Origin of the sequence: Paraburkholderia sp. RL17-373-BIF-A (assembly GCF_046030175.1) — a bacterium.
In the GTDB taxonomy this organism is placed as follows: Bacteria; Pseudomonadota; Gammaproteobacteria; order Burkholderiales; family Burkholderiaceae; genus Paraburkholderia.
Genome location: NZ_JARESO010000050.1, coordinates 18139 through 35418, shown reverse-complemented (window position 1 = coordinate 35418; position 17280 = coordinate 18139). Strand labels below are relative to the sequence as shown.

20 protein-coding genes are annotated in these 17280 nt (G+C 60.9%); 3 read left to right on the top strand and 17 right to left on the bottom strand.

Annotated features, from left to right (window positions below):
- Nucleotides 1-33 precede the first annotated feature (33 nt).
- From P0D80_RS37755 to P0D80_RS37675, 17 genes are all read right to left on the bottom strand, one after another.
- Entirely contained in the window at nt 34-384 is a 351-nt protein-coding gene (locus P0D80_RS37755; protein WP_408291432.1) for a DUF1799 domain-containing protein, read from the bottom strand.
- A 26-nt stretch (nt 385-410) separates the two neighbouring features.
- Nucleotides 411-749 carry a hypothetical protein gene (locus P0D80_RS37750; RefSeq protein ID WP_408177937.1) on the bottom strand — a complete coding sequence of 113 codons (339 nt, stop codon included), beginning with the start codon at nt 747-749 and terminating at the stop codon, nt 411-413.
- 58 nt (nt 750-807) lie between these two features.
- Entirely contained in the window at nt 808-1746 is a 939-nt protein-coding gene (locus P0D80_RS37745) for a phage tail tube protein (protein ID WP_408291429.1), read from the bottom strand.
- 42 nt (nt 1747-1788) lie between these two features.
- The gene (locus P0D80_RS37740; RefSeq protein WP_408291427.1) at nt 1789-2217 is read right to left on the bottom strand and encodes a hypothetical protein; all 429 of its coding nucleotides are present in this window, start codon (nt 2215-2217) and stop codon (nt 1789-1791) included.
- On the bottom strand, nt 2214-2504 hold the full coding sequence (locus tag P0D80_RS37735; protein WP_459252767.1) for a head-tail joining protein: 291 nt from the start codon (nt 2502-2504) through the stop codon (nt 2214-2216). The genes P0D80_RS37740 and P0D80_RS37735 overlap by 4 nt, the downstream gene beginning before the upstream one ends.
- Nucleotides 2505-2521: 17 nt before the next feature.
- On the bottom strand, nt 2522-2851 hold the full coding sequence (locus tag P0D80_RS37730) for a DUF2190 family protein (protein WP_132375443.1): 330 nt from the start codon (nt 2849-2851) through the stop codon (nt 2522-2524).
- 67 nt (nt 2852-2918) lie between these two features.
- Nucleotides 2919-4991 carry a prohead protease/major capsid protein fusion protein gene (locus P0D80_RS37725; RefSeq protein WP_408291422.1) on the bottom strand — a complete coding sequence of 691 codons (2073 nt, stop codon included), beginning with the start codon at nt 4989-4991 and terminating at the stop codon, nt 2919-2921.
- A gap of 70 nt (nt 4992-5061) precedes the next feature.
- Nucleotides 5062-6531 carry a phage portal protein gene (locus P0D80_RS37720; RefSeq protein ID WP_408291420.1) on the bottom strand — a complete coding sequence of 490 codons (1470 nt, stop codon included), beginning with the start codon at nt 6529-6531 and terminating at the stop codon, nt 5062-5064.
- 1 nt (nt 6532) lies between these two features.
- Nucleotides 6533-6736, bottom strand: coding sequence for a phage head-tail joining protein (locus tag P0D80_RS37715; RefSeq protein ID WP_408291418.1), 204 nt, complete (start codon nt 6734-6736; stop codon nt 6533-6535).
- Nucleotides 6737-6738: 2 nt separating this feature from the next.
- On the bottom strand, nt 6739-8802 hold the full coding sequence (locus P0D80_RS37710; protein ID WP_408291416.1) for a phage terminase large subunit family protein: 2064 nt from the start codon (nt 8800-8802) through the stop codon (nt 6739-6741).
- Nucleotides 8750-9385 carry a hypothetical protein gene (locus P0D80_RS37705; protein ID WP_408291414.1) on the bottom strand — a complete coding sequence of 212 codons (636 nt, stop codon included), beginning with the start codon at nt 9383-9385 and terminating at the stop codon, nt 8750-8752. The genes P0D80_RS37710 and P0D80_RS37705 overlap by 53 nt, the downstream gene beginning before the upstream one ends.
- A 231-nt stretch (nt 9386-9616) precedes the next feature.
- A complete protein-coding gene (locus P0D80_RS37700) occupies nt 9617-10372 on the bottom strand; it encodes a hypothetical protein (protein WP_408291412.1) in 756 nt (251 codons plus the stop codon).
- Between the two features lie 219 nt (nt 10373-10591).
- A complete protein-coding gene (locus P0D80_RS37695) occupies nt 10592-11374 on the bottom strand; it encodes a DnaJ-like cysteine-rich domain-containing protein (RefSeq protein WP_408291410.1) in 783 nt (260 codons plus the stop codon).
- 240 nt (nt 11375-11614) lie between these two features.
- A complete protein-coding gene (locus tag P0D80_RS37690) occupies nt 11615-14305 on the bottom strand; it encodes a VapE domain-containing protein (protein WP_408291408.1) in 2691 nt (896 codons plus the stop codon).
- A gap of 162 nt (nt 14306-14467) precedes the next feature.
- Nucleotides 14468-14830, bottom strand: a complete 363-nt coding sequence (locus tag P0D80_RS37685) for a hypothetical protein (protein WP_408291406.1) — start codon at nt 14828-14830, stop codon at nt 14468-14470.
- A gap of 14 nt (nt 14831-14844) precedes the next feature.
- Nucleotides 14845-15360 (bottom strand): phage regulatory CII family protein, encoded by a 516-nt coding sequence (locus P0D80_RS37680; RefSeq protein WP_408291404.1) that lies wholly within the window; start codon nt 15358-15360, stop codon nt 14845-14847.
- A 129-nt stretch (nt 15361-15489) separates the two neighbouring features.
- Nucleotides 15490-15723, bottom strand: a complete 234-nt coding sequence (locus P0D80_RS37675) for a hypothetical protein (protein WP_132375465.1) — start codon at nt 15721-15723, stop codon at nt 15490-15492.
- A 117-nt stretch (nt 15724-15840) separates the two neighbouring features.
- Between P0D80_RS37675 and P0D80_RS37670 the strand changes: the two genes are divergently transcribed.
- From P0D80_RS37670 to P0D80_RS37660, 3 genes are all read left to right on the top strand, one after another.
- Nucleotides 15841-16341: a helix-turn-helix domain-containing protein gene (locus tag P0D80_RS37670; RefSeq protein WP_408291402.1), complete on the top strand. Its 501-nt coding sequence runs from the start codon at nt 15841-15843 to the stop codon at nt 16339-16341.
- Entirely contained in the window at nt 16295-16783 is a 489-nt protein-coding gene (locus tag P0D80_RS37665; protein ID WP_132375469.1) for a hypothetical protein, read from the top strand. Before P0D80_RS37670 ends, P0D80_RS37665 begins: the two co-directional genes overlap by 47 nt.
- Before the next feature lie 140 nt (nt 16784-16923).
- Nucleotides 16924-17130, top strand: a complete 207-nt coding sequence (locus tag P0D80_RS37660; protein ID WP_408291399.1) for a hypothetical protein — start codon at nt 16924-16926, stop codon at nt 17128-17130.
- Nucleotides 17131-17280 lie beyond the last annotated feature (150 nt).

Here is a 17280-nt window from a genome sequence, read left to right as displayed (position 1 = left end):
AAGCCCCTCAACGAGGGGCGTCTGCAGACAGGGCTATTCAGGCAGCAGCGCATCGAGTGCGGCTTCTTCCATCACCCTGAGTTTCTGAAATATCGCGGCGCGGCGCTTCCGTTTGATACCCATCATCCGGAAGACGGATTCGATTGCCGCATAGTCGAGACCGGTATGAATGAGGCGGGCTCTGGTCATCGTTGAGATAGCGACCGTACGCCATTGTGTCGAGAGCGCAAGAAACACCTGGACGGCCCGCCAGTTCTCCGGATAGACCTCGAAGTCGTTTTCAGCCTGCTGCTCGCGCGCTTTTTCTACATCCTCCGGACGTGCACCGAAAGCCGCGAGCGCTGCAGCGACGCCGGCATCGACCCGACTGTCATCGACCGCCACTCCCGCCCACCGCCGCGCCGCGTCAATCAGTTTTTTCGTGCTGCGCCCGACGTATTCAGCAGGAACGCATCCCACAGAGCCACGATCGCGTGGGGAATCTGCAGCAGCGCGTCACGGTACTGCGCGGTAAATGGCAGGTCCGCGCCATCCTCGCCCTTCAATCCGGACCAGCCGACCAGCACATCCGCCAGCGCCACATAGGCCAGCTGACCCGACTTCATGAGCGTTTCCGCCTCATCACGCTTGAGCCGTTTGAACTCAGCAGTGAATTCGTGCGTTTCGAGCGAACCATCGTCAGCAATGCCGGGTTCAACGACCCTGACGAGTGTCGTGAAGGTTGGATTTTTTGCGAGAACGTATGGCATTCGGTTCCTCAAATGAAAACGGGCCGCACATGCCGGCCCGCGTCGTTGAACTGCAAAGTTACTTTACGGTGATGATGAGCTCATCGTTGCCGGCGTCCGGCGTGACTGTGAGCGTCGCATCGAGCATGACCTTGTTGTCCTGATCCGTGTACGACGGGTCGGTCAGTTGCACCTTCGGCGCGTCGATCTGGACGATGTTGCCGGCACCGACACCGTGCGTGATCGTCAGTGCCCCGAGCAGCGCGTCCCTGGCGGAGGTCCACCAGTCCTTGTCCGCGACCGAGCCGAGCTGCATGGTGATCTTGCCCGTCGGCTTCCGGTCCGTGACTTCCGCCCGCTCGTAACCGATCAGTTGCGACCAGTTCAGCGTATTGGCGATGTCGAGCGACAACGCCTGCAGCGGGCCGCTATACGCATGCATCTGCCACGTCGTGAACTGCGTGCTCGCGATCTTCGGCACCAGGAATTTCGAGAAGTCCGTGCCGGTCGGGATCGGCGAGTCGGTCACCGGGTTATAGACGCCCATGAAGTGGAATTTCAGCTTCGGGATCTGCTTGACCGTAAAGTCCCACGACACGGTGCCGTATGCATCGGTGAGCTTATGCAGGAGACCGTCGAGGTAGTAATACAGCGTCAACGGCGTGCTCGGCTGCACACTGACCGGCGCATAGACAACGCTGGTGTCTGCCGTGACCGTTTCGGAGAAATAGCATGGAACCAGCAGCCGCCCCCATGCCGGCGGCGTACCCGCGACGCCCGAGGCGGCCACTTCGATCTCGAAGTCGAGCTCGGCGTGACAGCCGGCCGTGAGCTGCTGGTCGTTGCCGAAGAACGGGCGGATCGTGTCGCGCGATACATAGTCGGCCGCGACCGGCTTGGCGCTGATGTTGCTCACCAGCATCGCATCGTCGGCAGATGTCGGTACGGCCGGCGTGCCGATTGCGACCTGCAATGCCGCCAGCACGACGGAATTCTTCATTGATTTGGACCCGGCCATATCAACTCCTCTAGATTGGTAGGTGACGCGGCGACCGCGATGTCAGGCGATCAGGCTGTCGGTGTTCGTTTGATACAGAATCGTGTAGTGCAACGTCACGACACCGACGCCGCCCTCAATCTCCGCAGTCTCCGGTTCGTCGGTCGTTTCCTCATTGACGCCGACCACACCGTCAGCGTCGAAATGCACAAGGATCGGATGAGCAAACTCGAACAGTTCGTCGGCGGCCCGGTCCGGAGCTGGGTCGCGAACGACCGCTGTCAGCATCAGGGCACACGATCGGGTCGTCCGACCGATATTCGAGTCGGCAACCACATCGCGCCCACGATGCACAACAAGCGCCGGAGACTCTCCGCTGTCGATTGCCTCCGCTATCGACCGTTTGAGTGTCGTGCCGAGCGCCTGCAGACCGGGGTCTGCCTCGAGCAAACTCATCAGGGCAGCGACATAGGATTCACGGCGCGTGGTCATTTCATGGACTCCAGATCGGCCACGCTGAAGAAGCCGTCGTCCTTACGACGTGGCGGTCGTCGCACGCGGTAACGAACCGATCCGATCGTGAGCGTCGAATCACGGCGCAGGTCCGGCAGGTCAGCACTCTGGTACTCGATCTGATAGTCAGTCACCGTGACCTGACCGTCGAGCTGCAGTTCGTCCGGCGACATGAATCCAACCTGGACGTCTCGCGTTGAGCCATCGCCCAACGCGAGCGTAGCGGTCTTTAGCATGCCAGCGGCTGCGAACGCACCCCAGAACACGCCCGGATCAAAATCGCCTACAGCCACAGTCGCACGCGCGCAGTAGCATCGGCTGCGGCCTTTGGCGCCGCGAAGTGACCGACCGGATCGTTCTCTGCTGCCGTCGCCGTGACAACGCCGGTTGCCGGATCCAGGTAGGCGCGGTCGCCGACGACCGCAGCACCATTCGTCGCGCTCGGGAACTCATACACACCGCCGGTGTTGTACTCACCCTCGACGTTGGCAGCATAGGTGCCCGAAGCGACGGCCGGCAACTTGCCGTTGCCGAGCAGCACCAACTGGCCGGAGGTGACCGCCGCCGCCAGCGTGGCCGTGAGTGTGCGACCCTTTTGAATGAAGTTATTCATAGATCAGTTCCTTCTGAAGTTGACATAGACTGAACTGCACCGGCACGAGGCCGGCGCACGTGCCGGGTTACTGGCCCGGATTCCTGAACAGGCCGCGATAGTCGATTGCCTTCGCAGCGAAATCGAGCCGCGCCTTGACCTTCAGGCCGTCGACGTCGAAATCCAGGTCCTGCTCCGTGTACAAGCCCTGCTCGCCTTCGAGGTAGCAGAATTCGACCGTGTCGATCGCGGACGGATCGGCGGCCAGATACCAGCTTGACGCGCTGACGGCATCCAGGCGAGGCTCGACGATTGGAGTGAGCGTATTGAAGAACGGGTTTTGCTGCGTGGCCTGATTCGGCGTGTACTGGTTGCTGGTGTACTGACCAGCGATCGTTTCGAGCGCAGCCGGCACGAGCAGGAACTTCGGCGCAGTATTGAGCGGCGTACCGTCTCCCGGCGCTTTTTGCACGCGCATCGCTGTACGGCCCGCCGTCAGCGTGTCGATCGAGATCGCACCGCCCGCGCCGAGGTTCGCATGCTGGGCATGAAACAGCGCCTTGCCGTCCGACATGGCGGGGTTGGCGGTCAGGCAGCCGTAGACGACATCGGACTCGAGGTTTGCCGCAGCGCGGCCGAAATACAGCGGCACGCGTTGCAGCGCAGAAAGATCGTCGTTGATGATCATCTGGCGCGTGAAGTTGATGATCTTGCCGTACGAGCCGAGCTGGATCACTTCACCGCTATCGGTCAGCTTGCCGTACTTGTATTCGCCGGTCTCGTTGATCTTTTCCAGCTTCAGGGCGCCGTCGACCTGCACGCGCGTTGCCGGGCGGAAGTCCGTCAGCGAGCCCTGCCGTGCCCAGCTCGTGAAGGACCGCGGTGCCGCCGAATAGGCATCGCGCAGCGTCCGGTTAATCACGTTGCCGAAGACGATCGGCAGATCCGACGTCGAAGTGTATCCCGCACGGCCCGTCATACCGAGTGCCATGCCAGCCAGCTGGCGAAGGTCCATGCCGCGCGTGTCGACGCCGGCCGCTTCCAGCGCCTCGCGGCACATTTCCCGCAGCGTCATGCCGCGATACTGGCGGCCCGCATCGTTCAGTTCGTGACGCGGGTTCACGCGATGCATCACCGCATCGGTCATCGCCGCGCGGCGAACATCGGTCTCGTCGGTCACGGTGACGATGTTGGCGGCACCACGCTGGGGATTGGCCGCCGAGCGCTCAGCCTGCAGGCGCAGGATTTCTTCGCGCGCGGCTTCGATGGTCACGCCACGTTCAATAAAGCCCTCGAGCAGCTGGTCTTGGTTGTCCAGCACGCTCGCGCGCACTGCCGTGCGCAGATCCATCATGCGTTGGCGTTCGGCTTGCGCGCCCGCAGTGCGGGCGGCTTCGTTCTGGGCCGCTGCGTCATCGCTTCGTGCCGCCGTAGTGGTTTGCGAACCGGACGGTTGTGCAGGGGTTTGAGGTTGGTTTTCACCGGGCATCACAGCTCCTTGGTTAAGTTGCGAGGCGTCGGCCCCGTCAGATGAAGTCCCTGCGCTTCGATCGATAAATTCGCAGGGAAAGAAACGTTGTTGTTCGGATGCGCCGCCCGCGCCGCGCACGGTTGCATTCGGATCCGCCGGAATGGAGACCAGCGAAATTTCATACGGCTCCCAGTCGATCGCCCGATAGATCCACTGGTCGTTGTTTTCCTGACCCGGCGGGATCATGTCGATCCGATAGGTCCGGTAGCCGAAAGAGACGTTGCGCAGGATCCCGTCCTGCACGTCCTGCAAATACGGCTGCACGGCATCGCGTGCCGAAAAGCGCAGCGTCGCCTGGCCTGTACTGTTCCCGCCGTCCAATGAGGCGCTGGACACGACACCGAGTACCGAATCAAGGCCGCCCCAGCGATCGTGATCGTTGAGCACCGGGGCGTTTCCGGATTGCAGCCGGTCCATCCGGACCGCACCCGGATCGGTGCTGAGCTCTTCGAGATAGGTTCGATCGCGCATCCAGTCGTAGCGCTGTACCTGGGCACCGGCAGTCCAGGTGACATCCACCGTGCGATTTTGTGCATCGACCGACGAGACCGGCTGCAGCCGTGTCTGCAGGGGCATCGTCGAGGCAGACGCGCCGACGCCGCCCCGACGACCATTAACGGGTTCGGGCATGGTTCACTCCAATAGAAAACGCCCGCGTTGCGCGGGCGTTGTAGCGGGTTCAAAGTTGCTTTGCAGGGAACTACTGCGGCACAGTCAACAGGATCTGCTCCAGCCGGTCGAGGACGTCATGCGCCGATTTCGCATCAAGCGAACGTCCCGAAACCGGCACCTCGATTGCGAGGGTGTCCGCTTCGATCTCTGCATCGACCACGTCCGGGTCATCGCCAAGATCACGAATGCTTTGATGGCGGCTCTTCAATCGGGCGTCGATCAGTGCGATGATCCCGTTGGCTTCACGCAGCGGATCGATGAATTCAATGCGCTGCGGCGACCACGACACGTCTGCCACGGCAAGTTTCGTTTTACCGGCAAGGTATGCGGTCGCAACAAAACGCCGCGCAACGACCTCGCAGAACATCGGAATGAAGATCAGCCATAGTTCCTGCTCGAGCATGCGCTTGTATTCCATCTTGCCCATACGGCCGCTCGTGAAGTTCACCTGCGAGTAGTCGCCTGTCAGCTGCTCGTAGGTGGTGTCCGTACCGGCGGCGATCGCGCGCAGATCGACACGCACATTGCTCTCGTATTCGGCGCTCGTCGCCGGCGCTGAAAACGTGACAGTCTCCCCCTGCCGCAGGTACTCAACCATGCCAGGTGACAAAGCCTCAACCCGGCGAGCGTCGGTCTGTGCAGTCGCAGTTGTGCGACCGACCTGAAACCCTTCGTCGCTCGTCGTGACGAACGCCGCGAAGCAGGCCTCGATCTTCTTACGCACCAGTTCCGCGTCCTGATACTCGTCAAGATCCCGTGCCTTCCAGATAGCCGAGGCGAGCCACGGAAATCCACGTACCGAGTTCGGCCGATCGATGGCGTCAAAGAGGTGGATGATTTCCGACGCCGGCACAAAGCGGCTCAGCATATTGCGAGGCACCGTTGCGACCTCACCAGGGTGCTGGTCAAAGAGCCAGTAACCGGTTCGCTGCCCGATTACATTGAACTGCACGCCGGCCACCACAAAGCCACCATCGACCAGCCCGACTTTGAGCGTATCGAGATAGTCGATCTCGAGAACCTGCAGTTGCAGGGGCACCTCCATGCCGTCCTGCGGAAGACGCGTGCGGAAGCGCACCAGCACTTCACCCGACTCCTTGAGAGCCTTGTATGCCTGTGCCTGCTGTCCGTTGAAGTCCAGCAACCCGGCAGCGTCACTCACCTTGATCCAGCGTTTCCAGAGTTTCTGCAGAGCCTTGTCGGAAAATTTGGCCTGCACGCCGGTCCCGATCGCGTTCGCGACCATGATCCTGAGCGCCCGGCGGATATGCGGGTTGTTTCGCACAAGGTCGCGTGCGCGATTGCGCAGTACGCCGAGGGCGGGCATGACCTCCGCCGTCGCGCTCGCGCCGGTTGCACGCCACCCCGCCGCACGCGGACCGCGCTTGGCTCCATCGAAACCACGCGCCGCATTGATGGATACGCGTGCGCGCATCCTCCGTGCAGCGAGTCCCGGCGCCACATACTCGATAGCTCTGTCTAGAATGTTTGTCTTCATGTCAGAACCGCTCATAGATGGCGATGCTCGATCGCGGCGAACTGCCCGGCGTCTGTTTCGCCAGTTCCGTCTTGATCACGTCCCGCGCTTTTAACAGATCGGCCATGGAACGATAGGTGATGCGCTTGCCGTTGTACTCGATCGACAGTGTGCCGGTCGCAATCGCCTGTTCAAGCGCATCGAGGTTCTGCTGTGTGAATGCCATATCTATCGCCTCAGCCAGTTATCCCGGCGTGGAATCCATGTGTCCTGCGGAACTGGTGCCTCAACTGCCGCAACGTGATCGCTGGCCGACCCGACTTCTTCACCAGCCGCCGCGCCGTCAACCTCCGCGACCGTTTCGGCTTCAACCACTGTCGTCTCCGCGACAGCCGGCTCCTCCGCTGCGTCACCATGAGCCGGAACAGACGTGAACAGATCCTGCACACGCGGCTCGATCAGTGCTTCGAGCGCTGCCCAGTCGGAATCCTGATAGGCATTCAGGCGCAGCCGGGGGTGATACGCGCACGCGAAGTTGTAGACCTTAAGGTCGAGCGCTTCATTGCGCTTTCTGAGCTTGTCCCAGCGGTCTTTCGAGGGGTTGTATGCCTCCGCCGTCAGCTGCTCAAAGTACTCATCGTCAAGGTCCGTCGAAAAATGCATGCGCCGGTCAACGATCTCCCGGTCCTCATCAGCGAGCAGCGCACCGAAGACGCGGTTCTTCGCGGTGTCGGTTCCGACAGGCCAGAGCTTGACGCCGTTTGCGTAGGTCTTTCCCTTGACCGTTACGTCCTGATCAGTCGGGCGGCCTATGATCGGCTTGTGTTTGTCTTTCGCACCTTTCACGGCGAACACCCCCCGATGCCGACGCAACCGGCAATAGTCGTACGCGTCCTGCGTGCGGCCACCCCCGGTGTCGACCGCACACAACTCGATGCGCATCGACACGCCGAACTGGTTGGTAATCGGCGTATCGAGATATTTGTCGAGCTGGTTCCATACGTCAGGCAATGCCGGGTCGCCACGCAAGACGACATGGTCGACTGTCCAGTTGCGCATGCCCCGGCCCCAACCGGATATCTCCGCTTCGAGCCGGTCGTTCTGCGTGTCGACGGCGCACGTCAGCAGCAGGCAACCTGGCGGCACGGTACGAAGCTTGTAGGGCTCCGCACGGCGCTTGATCGTCTCCCACTTCATTTCCGCGCTCTTGTCTTCCCAACACTCGGCGAGCGCGTTGTTGACGAACGCGATCATCTTCTCTGTGTCGGTTTGCGCGGCCTCCCAGTCGTCCATCAGATCGGACCACGGGCGCCATCCGAGGGGCGCATACAGTGCATTCAGGTGAAAGCTGGCTGTCCTGCCATCGCCGGCTGCCGTCGGCATCCAGTAGGCGCCCTCATACCCCCGCGTTTTCCAGACGCTCTCCGGATTGCCCGCTCCGCAGCCGGTCTGGCAGTAGTACAGCACGACGCCGGGATCATCCGGCGATCGACGCATGCCCTTGTGCCAGTCGAAAAACTGCGGCGAACCGCAATCGGGGCAGCGCACAAAGTAGCGGCGCTGATCGCCCCGCTCGTACAACTTTTCAATCTGCGAGCGTCGCTTGATCGTTGGCGTGCTGTTCGCGAAAATCTTCGCGCGGCGACCAAAGTTACTTGTCCGGTTCGTCGCAAGGTCGATCGGGTTACCCTGGCCGTCGACGTTGAGTTCATATTCGTCGATCTCCTCAAGCAGCACGTAGCGAACGGTCGTCGACTTCAGACGGCCTGCCTTGGTCGCGCTGACGAGATTCATCAACCCGCCAGGGAACTTCTTGCGAAGCTTGGTGTTTTCGCTGCCCTTCTTCATCGCGTCGCGCACGCGGCGACGCAAATCCGGCGTCGAGGAACGCATCGGCTCGAAGCGGTCCATTTCCCATTTCTCGGCGTCGTCGTACGTCGCAAACACGGCGAGGATGTTGCCGGCCGCCGTCGTGATGCAACGACCAACAAAGTTTTCGCCGAGCGCCGAGCCGCCGAGCTGGTGCCCCTTCATGAGACCGACCGTGATCACACGGTTGTTTTCGAACGGGCGGTCATCGTCGTGCGCGTAGCGCGTTACGCTGCTCGCCTGACCCGAGAGCGCATCCATGATGCCGACGAGGTACGGCGTACGCTCATTTCGCCATTTGCCGGGCTCAGGGCTGCTCTCCGGCAGGATGCGATGCTTCTCTGACCATTCAGCGATGCCGATCCGCTTGTCAGGCCGTATCGCCTCCGTGATCGTCTTCAGAAATGCCTCGGTCGCTCCCATCGGCGTCATCCATATCGTTTTCGCTCAGCAGCGCAGTTGCGTCCACGGAAGCGAGCGCACGTACGAGCTCGGCGTCGAGCATCGTTTCGACCCGGATCGGATCGGACTCCGCAGCGAGTGCATCTTTAAGGCGAACGGGAATGTTCATGACGTTGTCGCGCACCGTGCGGAATGCAGTGAAGGCGAGGCGCTGTGCGTCCGCAAGCGGCAGCGTGGTTCCGCGCTCTCGCTCGAGGTCCATGCGCTCACGTTCAAGCCGCGTCTGTTCTCTCGCCGCTCGCGCAGCGCGATACGCGACCATCGACGGGTCTTCCCTGCTCGCGGCAGCAGGCAGGTCGTCGTCATCAAGATCAGCCGGGAGCAAAGGCGATGCTTCGATGCCATTCGCGCGCGACGGCCGCGACAGATCCGTGAATGATCGCCGCGACTCATCAGTGTTACGTCGCCACGCCGCTTCGGCGACTTCCGCATGGATCTTGCCGTTGGAGTTCAACTCGATACGACCCGACTGCACGGCCTTTTGAACCGCGCGGTGAGCTACGCCCATATGACGGGCGAAGCCCCGCATACTCATCTCGGTCATTGTGGCTACCTGCAGGAAACTTGAACGGCTTTCAAAGGCCCGAAGAATCCGGGTGGCTACCTGGAGTGGCTACCCGGCTACCTGAGTGGCTACCCTGAAAAGTTGCTTTGACGGCGCGTGTGATGGGGCTCGAATTACCCGCATTGGCCGATATCCAGGAAGGACCCATTTGCGGGCTATGAGCCGTCGCCCCGCATAGGACCACCCTATCCCCTCAGCCATCCACCGCGCCTATCGCGACGTCGACGCGGCCAGCGCGAACGCAGCAGCGACGTTCGCGCTGAGGTTTGCGTCGACCACGTCGGCCACGATCTGGTCGAACGGGAAACGCGCGGCGTAACGCGGCGCTTTGACAAACAGCAGCACCGGCTTGACTGCGTAGCCGTGCGCAAACTGGTAGCGAGCCCACACACCGAGCGGCATGCGGCCACCGCCGGGCCGCCCAACAAAGTAGCGTACATCGGTCGACGGGTTGCGCCGCTTTCGCCCGCGCGACGCTTTCGTTTCGTTCTGCGTTCGATCACGCGAAGCCTGCAGTTGCGCCAGGATCTTCGAATACTGCCCACGGCTGAAGTTGCCATACCGGTCCAGCTGCGCCGCACTGCCCGGCACGACGTACATGTCGTACGGCAAAAGGCCTTTGCCACGCAGCAACGACTCGATGCGTTTTACGTTTCGCGTGCCGCCGTCCACCTCTGGCAGCAGAAATTTCGTCGCCGGCGTCCCCTTGAACGAGTCGTCTTTGTACCCCACGGTCGCTACCGGCTTTGCTCTGGTTGCGAACGTAATGCGCGTCGAACTCAACGTGTACGGTGTTGGCCTATCGAAGTACTGCGGCATCGCAGTTTTCAATGCCGACTGCGCCTGCTTCGCCGTGTTGTTCAACGCCGTCGCCTGGATATACGGCAACTGACGCTGCACGTTATCGTCGATGCCCTGCACTAGCGAGCTGGCATCGACCCTGATCTGAAACGAGCCACGCGACATGGCGACTCCCAAATGCAAAAGCCCTGGGGCTTTCGCGCTCAGGGCTTTGGATTCTGCGGTTCGCGAAGGCGCACGCCTCCACACGACCTAACGGGCTCCAGTTTTTATTGTTGTGTCGCCGAGAGGTTTGCACGACTAACGCGCGGTGCCAGCGGGTATCCAGTGACTCGGTAAAGGATGGCCGAAATATATTCGATTGAATCTTGGTTTGCAAGAATTTCATGCTCGCATCTGTCGACGCATCGTGTCAGCCGCGCTGCCGTCGACCTTGTCGAGCACCGCGAACACGCCGTGAAAGTAGCGAGCCCATTGTGAGCGGTACAGATCGAGCGACACGCCGAGCGCTACCGCGCGCGCTGCTTCGTCGACCGGATGCCTACCCGACCCGTCGCAGAACCGGCAGATCTGCCGGCCATCGCGCACAGCCTTCTGTTCGCTGCGGATCGTGCCACGACCATGACAGATGCCACACCGTTCGTATTCGCGAAAAGCCATCGGCCCCCGGCCGTTGTGCGCAAATGGAATGTATTCCTCATCGACCACCAGAAAGCGCTCGCCGCGACAGGTCTCGCACTCAACCTCGATGACCTTTGCCGTCTTCCGCTTCTCCGATCGGCCGGACACACCGCGCCCCTCACAATGAGGGCATTTGTCTGCAACCCATTCGATGATTACACGCTGAGCGAATCGCTCGACGATATCGGCATGCGAGCGCTCAACAGAGCGACCCGCACGCCGATCGCGATTCTCTTTCCGATCGAGACCAGTGAATTTGCCGCGTGCGAACTTCCCCGACCACCGGATGCGACTCGCCAGCAACAATGTCGCGCGGTGCAGGCCGCTTCGCTTAATGTCCTGCCCATACTTCATTCTCCACAGCAGATTGCCCAGTTCGTTTGCAAATGCGAGCGCGCCCAAAGTTACTTTTGGATCACCAGTCGGCTCGCCCAGCTGGCTGCGGACATTCATTGCGACACCGGCTCGTTCTTTCAGGTCGATCATCTTTATCCCCTTCTATGTCCCAATGTCCTAATGTCCCAAGGGAAAGGCTTGTGGGTGCGTGCGCGCCCGCGACATGCGCACACCCTCACGTCGCGCACGTCGCGGGCATGCGCACACACGCAAGGCGATCGCTTGGGACGTTGGGACACAGGACGACGCTGCACCCAGAAAACGGCGCGCCAAAGCTGTCGCAAAAGCGCGCCGAAAACCGAAGCGCAGCGCGCCAGAACGACAAAAAAATCAAAGCGGTGCGTCATCGTCCGCGCCTTCAGTTGCGAGTTCCATCACCGGTGCCGGCGCTTCGTCTTCCTTGACGTAGTACCAATCCCGTCGCCCCGTCGACTCCCGCTTGCGCACCCAACCGAGTGATTTCAGCGCCTTGCCAACGCGGCGTTGCTCGGGCAGCGTCCACTTCGACGTGTCAAGCTTGAGAATGTCGGCGAGGATCTCCTCCATCGTGACGCGCGGCCTGAGCTCCAGATCGCGTGCGATCCGGTCCTCATAGACATCGCCTTCATAGCGTTCGGTCTGCTCGCTTTCAAACAGCGGTTTTTCGGCTTCGGTCACATGCCAGATGACGCCTTGCCGGTACAAATGCACAGCCTCTGCCCACAACTGGTCGCGGTCGCGGCGCAGGTCGTCGATAAGGATCGGGCCGCCGACACGTAGCGGCCAGTAACGCCGGTTTCCGGATTCGTCCTTGAGATATGTGTCGAAGTTGACCGAGCCGGCGAAGACGCCCTGCCGGTGCACGTCCGTTGCCCGCTTGCCATAGAAGTTGCGGAACCGGTCAGTTTCCGTCGCAAAGAAGCTCTTGGCGGCCGACGAATCGCTTTTGTTAAGGGAATCCAGCTCGGCCAGTTCGATGATCCACTTGCCCGCCATAACGGCGTAGGTGTCCTTGTCGCCGATGCGGATCGGCGAATTCGTGTACCACGGCTTGCCCGCGATCACTTCCAGCGCGGTCGACTTGTACCAGCCCTGCTTGCCTTCCAGAATCAGCACGTTGTCCGCTTTGCAGCCGGGCCGCATCACGCGCGCGACTGCCGCGATGAGCCACTTCGTGCCGGCCAGTTGCACGTACTCGCTATCGGCCACCTTCATATAGCGCGTTGCCCAGGTACGCACGCGCTCGACACCGTCCCACACAACACCTTCGAGGTATTCGCGCACGTCGTGAAAATGCGTCGCGTCGGCGACCAGCAGCACCGCGCTCATCACGATGTCCTGCCGCACCGATATGCCGTATTTCTGCGACAACCAGAGCACACAGCGGATATCGTCCATGTCGGACCACTCGCCGACCTCTCCCTGTGCGAACGGCGGCCTCTTACGCTTCACAACGCGACCGGCGAAGTCGTCCTGCGCAATGACTCCTTGCCACGATTTATGATTCGACAGGATCAGATGCACGTTGCCGAGCGTAGGCAGCAGATTGCCTTTCTCGCTTCGCGCGAGATCGCGCTCCCATGTGTGCGCACCGTTCTCGATCTCATGACTGCCGCTTTCCTCCGCCGCAGCGCCAGCGGACGTCGCGCGTTCGGCCACGACGGCGCCGATCACCGAACGCGTACCGTTCGGGCTTTCGTCGAAAACGACGCCGTCAGCCGCCATGCGTTCGATCAGCCGGGCCGCGCGATTGAAGCCGATGCGCAGCTCACGCTGCACAAGCGACACCGACACACGCGAGGCGGCACGCACGATCGCAACTGCACGGTCGTATAGAGGGTCGCCTGCCAGATCCTGATCCTGCATGGGTGCAGCTAGCGGGATGTCGAGCGCGGCCGGCGCCAATGCAGCGAGCAGCGCGGACTGGATCTGCTGCCGCACGGGCTCGAGACCTTCCTCACAATGCAGATCATTGAAATCGGTGAGCTTACGGTCACCGCGGTCGGCAAAGCGCGGAAACACGACGCTCGCGTTACCGACGTCTGCAACGGCCTCAAATGCGCACCTGAGTCCCGCGTTCTCGAACCGCTTGCGGCGCTCTGGCGCTACGTCATTGCCGTACGATAGCTCGATGTACCCGACACCCTGATCATCGCGCTTGTACATTGCGCGCATCATGTACCAGGTGTTTTTTGTTTCGACCCGCACCGCATCGCCGCCGATTGGCAACTCGCCGCTATAGCCAAACTCGTCGACAAGGCACTCCCGCAGCCGCTGCTCGATTTTCCAGTCGTCGTCCGCGCAAATCAGCAGATGCAGATCCGGGTAAGCACCGCGCAGGTAACGCGCTGCGGACAGAATTCCGCCGGCATCGAAGCAGATCGACAGCGGAATGGCCTCGCCAGTCGCCATCCGGATCGAGCGGCCGGTTGCATAACCTTCCGCGACCATGGCGACCTTGTCATCGTCGCCAATCTCGCCGAGCAGGTAAGCAGCGCCTTTCTTCTCCATGCCCTTGTTGAAACGCTTCGCGCCATCGGGCGTGATCTTCTGCAGCCCGACGAGACGGATGCTGTCGGCGTACTGGAACATTGGCACCAGCACCGTACCTTCAGAATCGAAGCGGACGCCCTCTGGCGTGATCTGCTTTCTGTCGAGATATGCGGACGTGCCATCGTCACTTGCTCTTTGCCATTGGTCGCGCGCACGATTCGCTGCGAGTTTCGCAGCATGTGCTCTCTTTTCGGCTTCGGCACGATCAGCGGCCTGCTGACGCTGTCGGGCTGCATTGACGTCTTCCGGGGTCAATGCCTCGCCGTGCCACTGGAAAGCTTGCGCGCCATTGTCATTGCCGGACCAGCGCCCGAATGCGCCGGTGTAACCGAGAACCTTGCCCGCACGCTCGATCTGATGGAGCGAGTACCAATATTTTTTTCCAGCCCCATAGCGGTGGGGTTTGCCATCAGCAATCGGGTGGCCGTCCGGAAGCTTCGGATGACCTTCAGCCACGAGCTGCTGAACGATCTGCTCTAACGAAGACATTCGTTGATCCTCCTCTGGCGTTCGCGTTGATGAGAAAACGCACGCCACGCGGCGCGGCCGGCGGCGTACATCTGTGGACCGGACGGAGAACGTCCGAAAGATGGGTTACTACGGCGAAGCAATGAACTCGCACCGCGCAAAGTCACTTTGAGGTCTCCCTGATTACTTGCCGCGAAGGCGGCGCCATTCGGCGGACATGAGTTGATCGAAGCGCTCCAGATCGGCCGGCGCGAGGCCTCCCTCCAGCTGTCGCCTGAAGTCGTGTCGCTCAGTTTTGGTCTTCAATGCCGCACAGGCCACTGCGGCCCGTTCAACGAACAGGGGAACAACCGCCGCGCGTAAGGCCGCCTGGCGAATCAGCGCGAGGTCATTGGGAAAGGTATTGATGAGCGACGCCAGAAACTGCGGCGTGTGGCCCGGATCGCGGTCAGCCGTCCACTGGAGTGCGGACATTCCGCAAGCGAGTTGCTGGTGCACATCGCAGGATAGTTCGACCCGCTCACGGTGCGGGTTGCAGCATGACATTCCAGGACAAAACCTCATGCTTGACGGCGACCCAACCTGCTAACGGCCTGCACGGTGCGCAGGAGTCGGCCAAGCAGTCGCTGATTATCACGAGCAGCGAGCACGATTGCGTCGGCTTCCTGATCCGTTATGCGCCCGTCTTCGATTGCCGTGCGCACTTCGCCGGCCACCACGCCGGATTGCCGAGCAAGCTCCAACGCGCCAAGTGCAACCGCGTCGACGCTGTCGGGCCCATCCTGCTCCGTGGCTTCGGTCGCGCGAAGTCCGAAACGTTCGTTGAGTGCATGAATCACGTCGAAGCGCTGTGGCTGACGCTTTTCTTCCATCCACTCGATCAGAAGCTCGAACATTTCCATCGAGAGACGGTTCTCGCCTTCCCCGCGCAAACGCAGGCGCAAGGACTCAGTGCCGATGCTCTTGCCGCGACGATTGGTCAGGAAGGCCGCTGCGTCTGCAACGCCGCCCGGCGTGCCGCGTACCGACGTATAAAGAACGTCTAGCCAATCCGTACCGCTGTATCTGCAGGTCATGTGAATCCCCGGTGTCTTTGTCGATACGGCTTTTCATGCTGTGCGCCGCTGTCAGGCGCTCGTACTATGCGATCTCACCGTCGCTCTTCTCACCCGTGGCGCCGCTCAGCACCAATGCTTAAAAAAGAGTTAGTGCGCCGTGCGAGCGCGATCGGCCGGCGACGTCTCGGTAGGCCGACTTGCGAAATAGTTATGCAAGGCCTGCACCGTCGAGACGCGAGGATCGGCGACCCGGCCGAGGGCTACCTTGGTGAGCGTGTCGTATGGAATCCCCGTCACGGACGAAATCGTCCGCCACTTGCCCTTGGTTTCCTGCAGAGAGCGAACTACGGTCGCCAACCATGACACCTGTCCTTGCTCCATTGCATGCTCCGAGATGTGGTCAGGCCCGATCGTAAGTCTTTTATGGCTATTTTTCAACCCGAAGTAATGTGCGGAATAGGACACAAGTGTCTAGCCATATTTGGCAATATAGATCGCATGAAAAAGACCCCCATCCGAGCCGTGCTTGCCACAAACCTTCGGCAGGCGATGGCTGCGCATCCAACGCTTGACACGCAGATGCGCCTCGCCCAGAAGTCCGGCATTGCCCAACGAACCGTCGGACGCATGCTGAACGGCGAGGTGGACCCGCAGCTGGGGCATGTTGAAAGAGTCGCGGAAGCGCTTGGTGTTACTGTCACCGACCTGTTGACCGACTACACGTCAGGGGTTGCCGAACTCCGCTACGATCGCCAAAAGTTCGCAAAGCTATCGCTGGCAGATCAAGCCAAGATCGAGTCATTTATCGAATTCACGTTTGTGTCGCAGGATAAGAACTCGGTGAGCGACGCGCCGTTTAAATATTCCGAGGCAATGAAACCCACCCCCGCACAAGAAGAGATGGTTAAGCGCGTTGCTCAACGAGACCTTTCAAACAAAACGTTGAGCATCGATGAAGACCAAACCAAACCTCACGGTGGAAGGCGCGGACGTCGCTGATTTCACTAGCTACAGAAAGAAAAGACTCACCACTAAGCATTACATCTCCCCCGACCGCTCAGCTGCGGCCACCAGGGCCCGACTCGCAAGATCCGAAGCTATCGCCCAGTTTGATGGGCTCAGCTCACCGGCTATCGCGTTCGCGGTCGTTCTCCTTTCGCAAGACGGCACCGTCACACTAGCGGCAACCGGGATAGAACCCGAGTTCACGCCGGCGATCAGCGCAGGCCTGCTGCGCCTCAGGAAACTAATCAATTCCCACGGCGACAACCACCCGCCGCCTCGGCGACACGGCGGCTTCACCAGACTCGTCCCGCTTTTTTCGCTCGCCTGCATGGCTGCAACGTATCTCAACACCGTGCCGTGGATTGACGCTGCACTGTCGCTGACTGCGCAAGTCGGCATCTCCTACGCCCTGACGCGTCTGCGTCCCCTCAGGTAGGCACCCGCGACTTAACCCAGCATGCGCCAACTGTCGCGTGCTGCATTTCCCAAACAGAAATAGCCATTTGTGACTTGACTGCATAAGCCATAAAAGACTATCTTTCGTCCTGACGCATTTGCGTCGGAACAGGAGATCGCATGAATTCCATACGTGATTCAGCCGGGAATGACCGCCGGGCGTGGCTTCGCCTGATGCAAGAAGAATTGGCGCCGTCGCAAAGTGACTTTGAAACGTCGCTGGCATGGCGCCTGGTCGTTGTGGTCGCCGTCATCGTGGCGACCATCAATGTGCTTGCTCCGCCGCCAACAGGGGGAATCGCAAAACCGGTCCACCCAATGGCGTAACTGACGCGATGGCAGACCGACTCCCCGTCAGCGACGCCGAGATAGCCAGCGAATTTCGTCTCCGTCACGTACGCGGTTCGGCTGTCGACGCCGTCACTAATCCCGCCCTGCGGATCTGCCTCGCCAACTGCGCCGAGCTGCGCAAAAGGC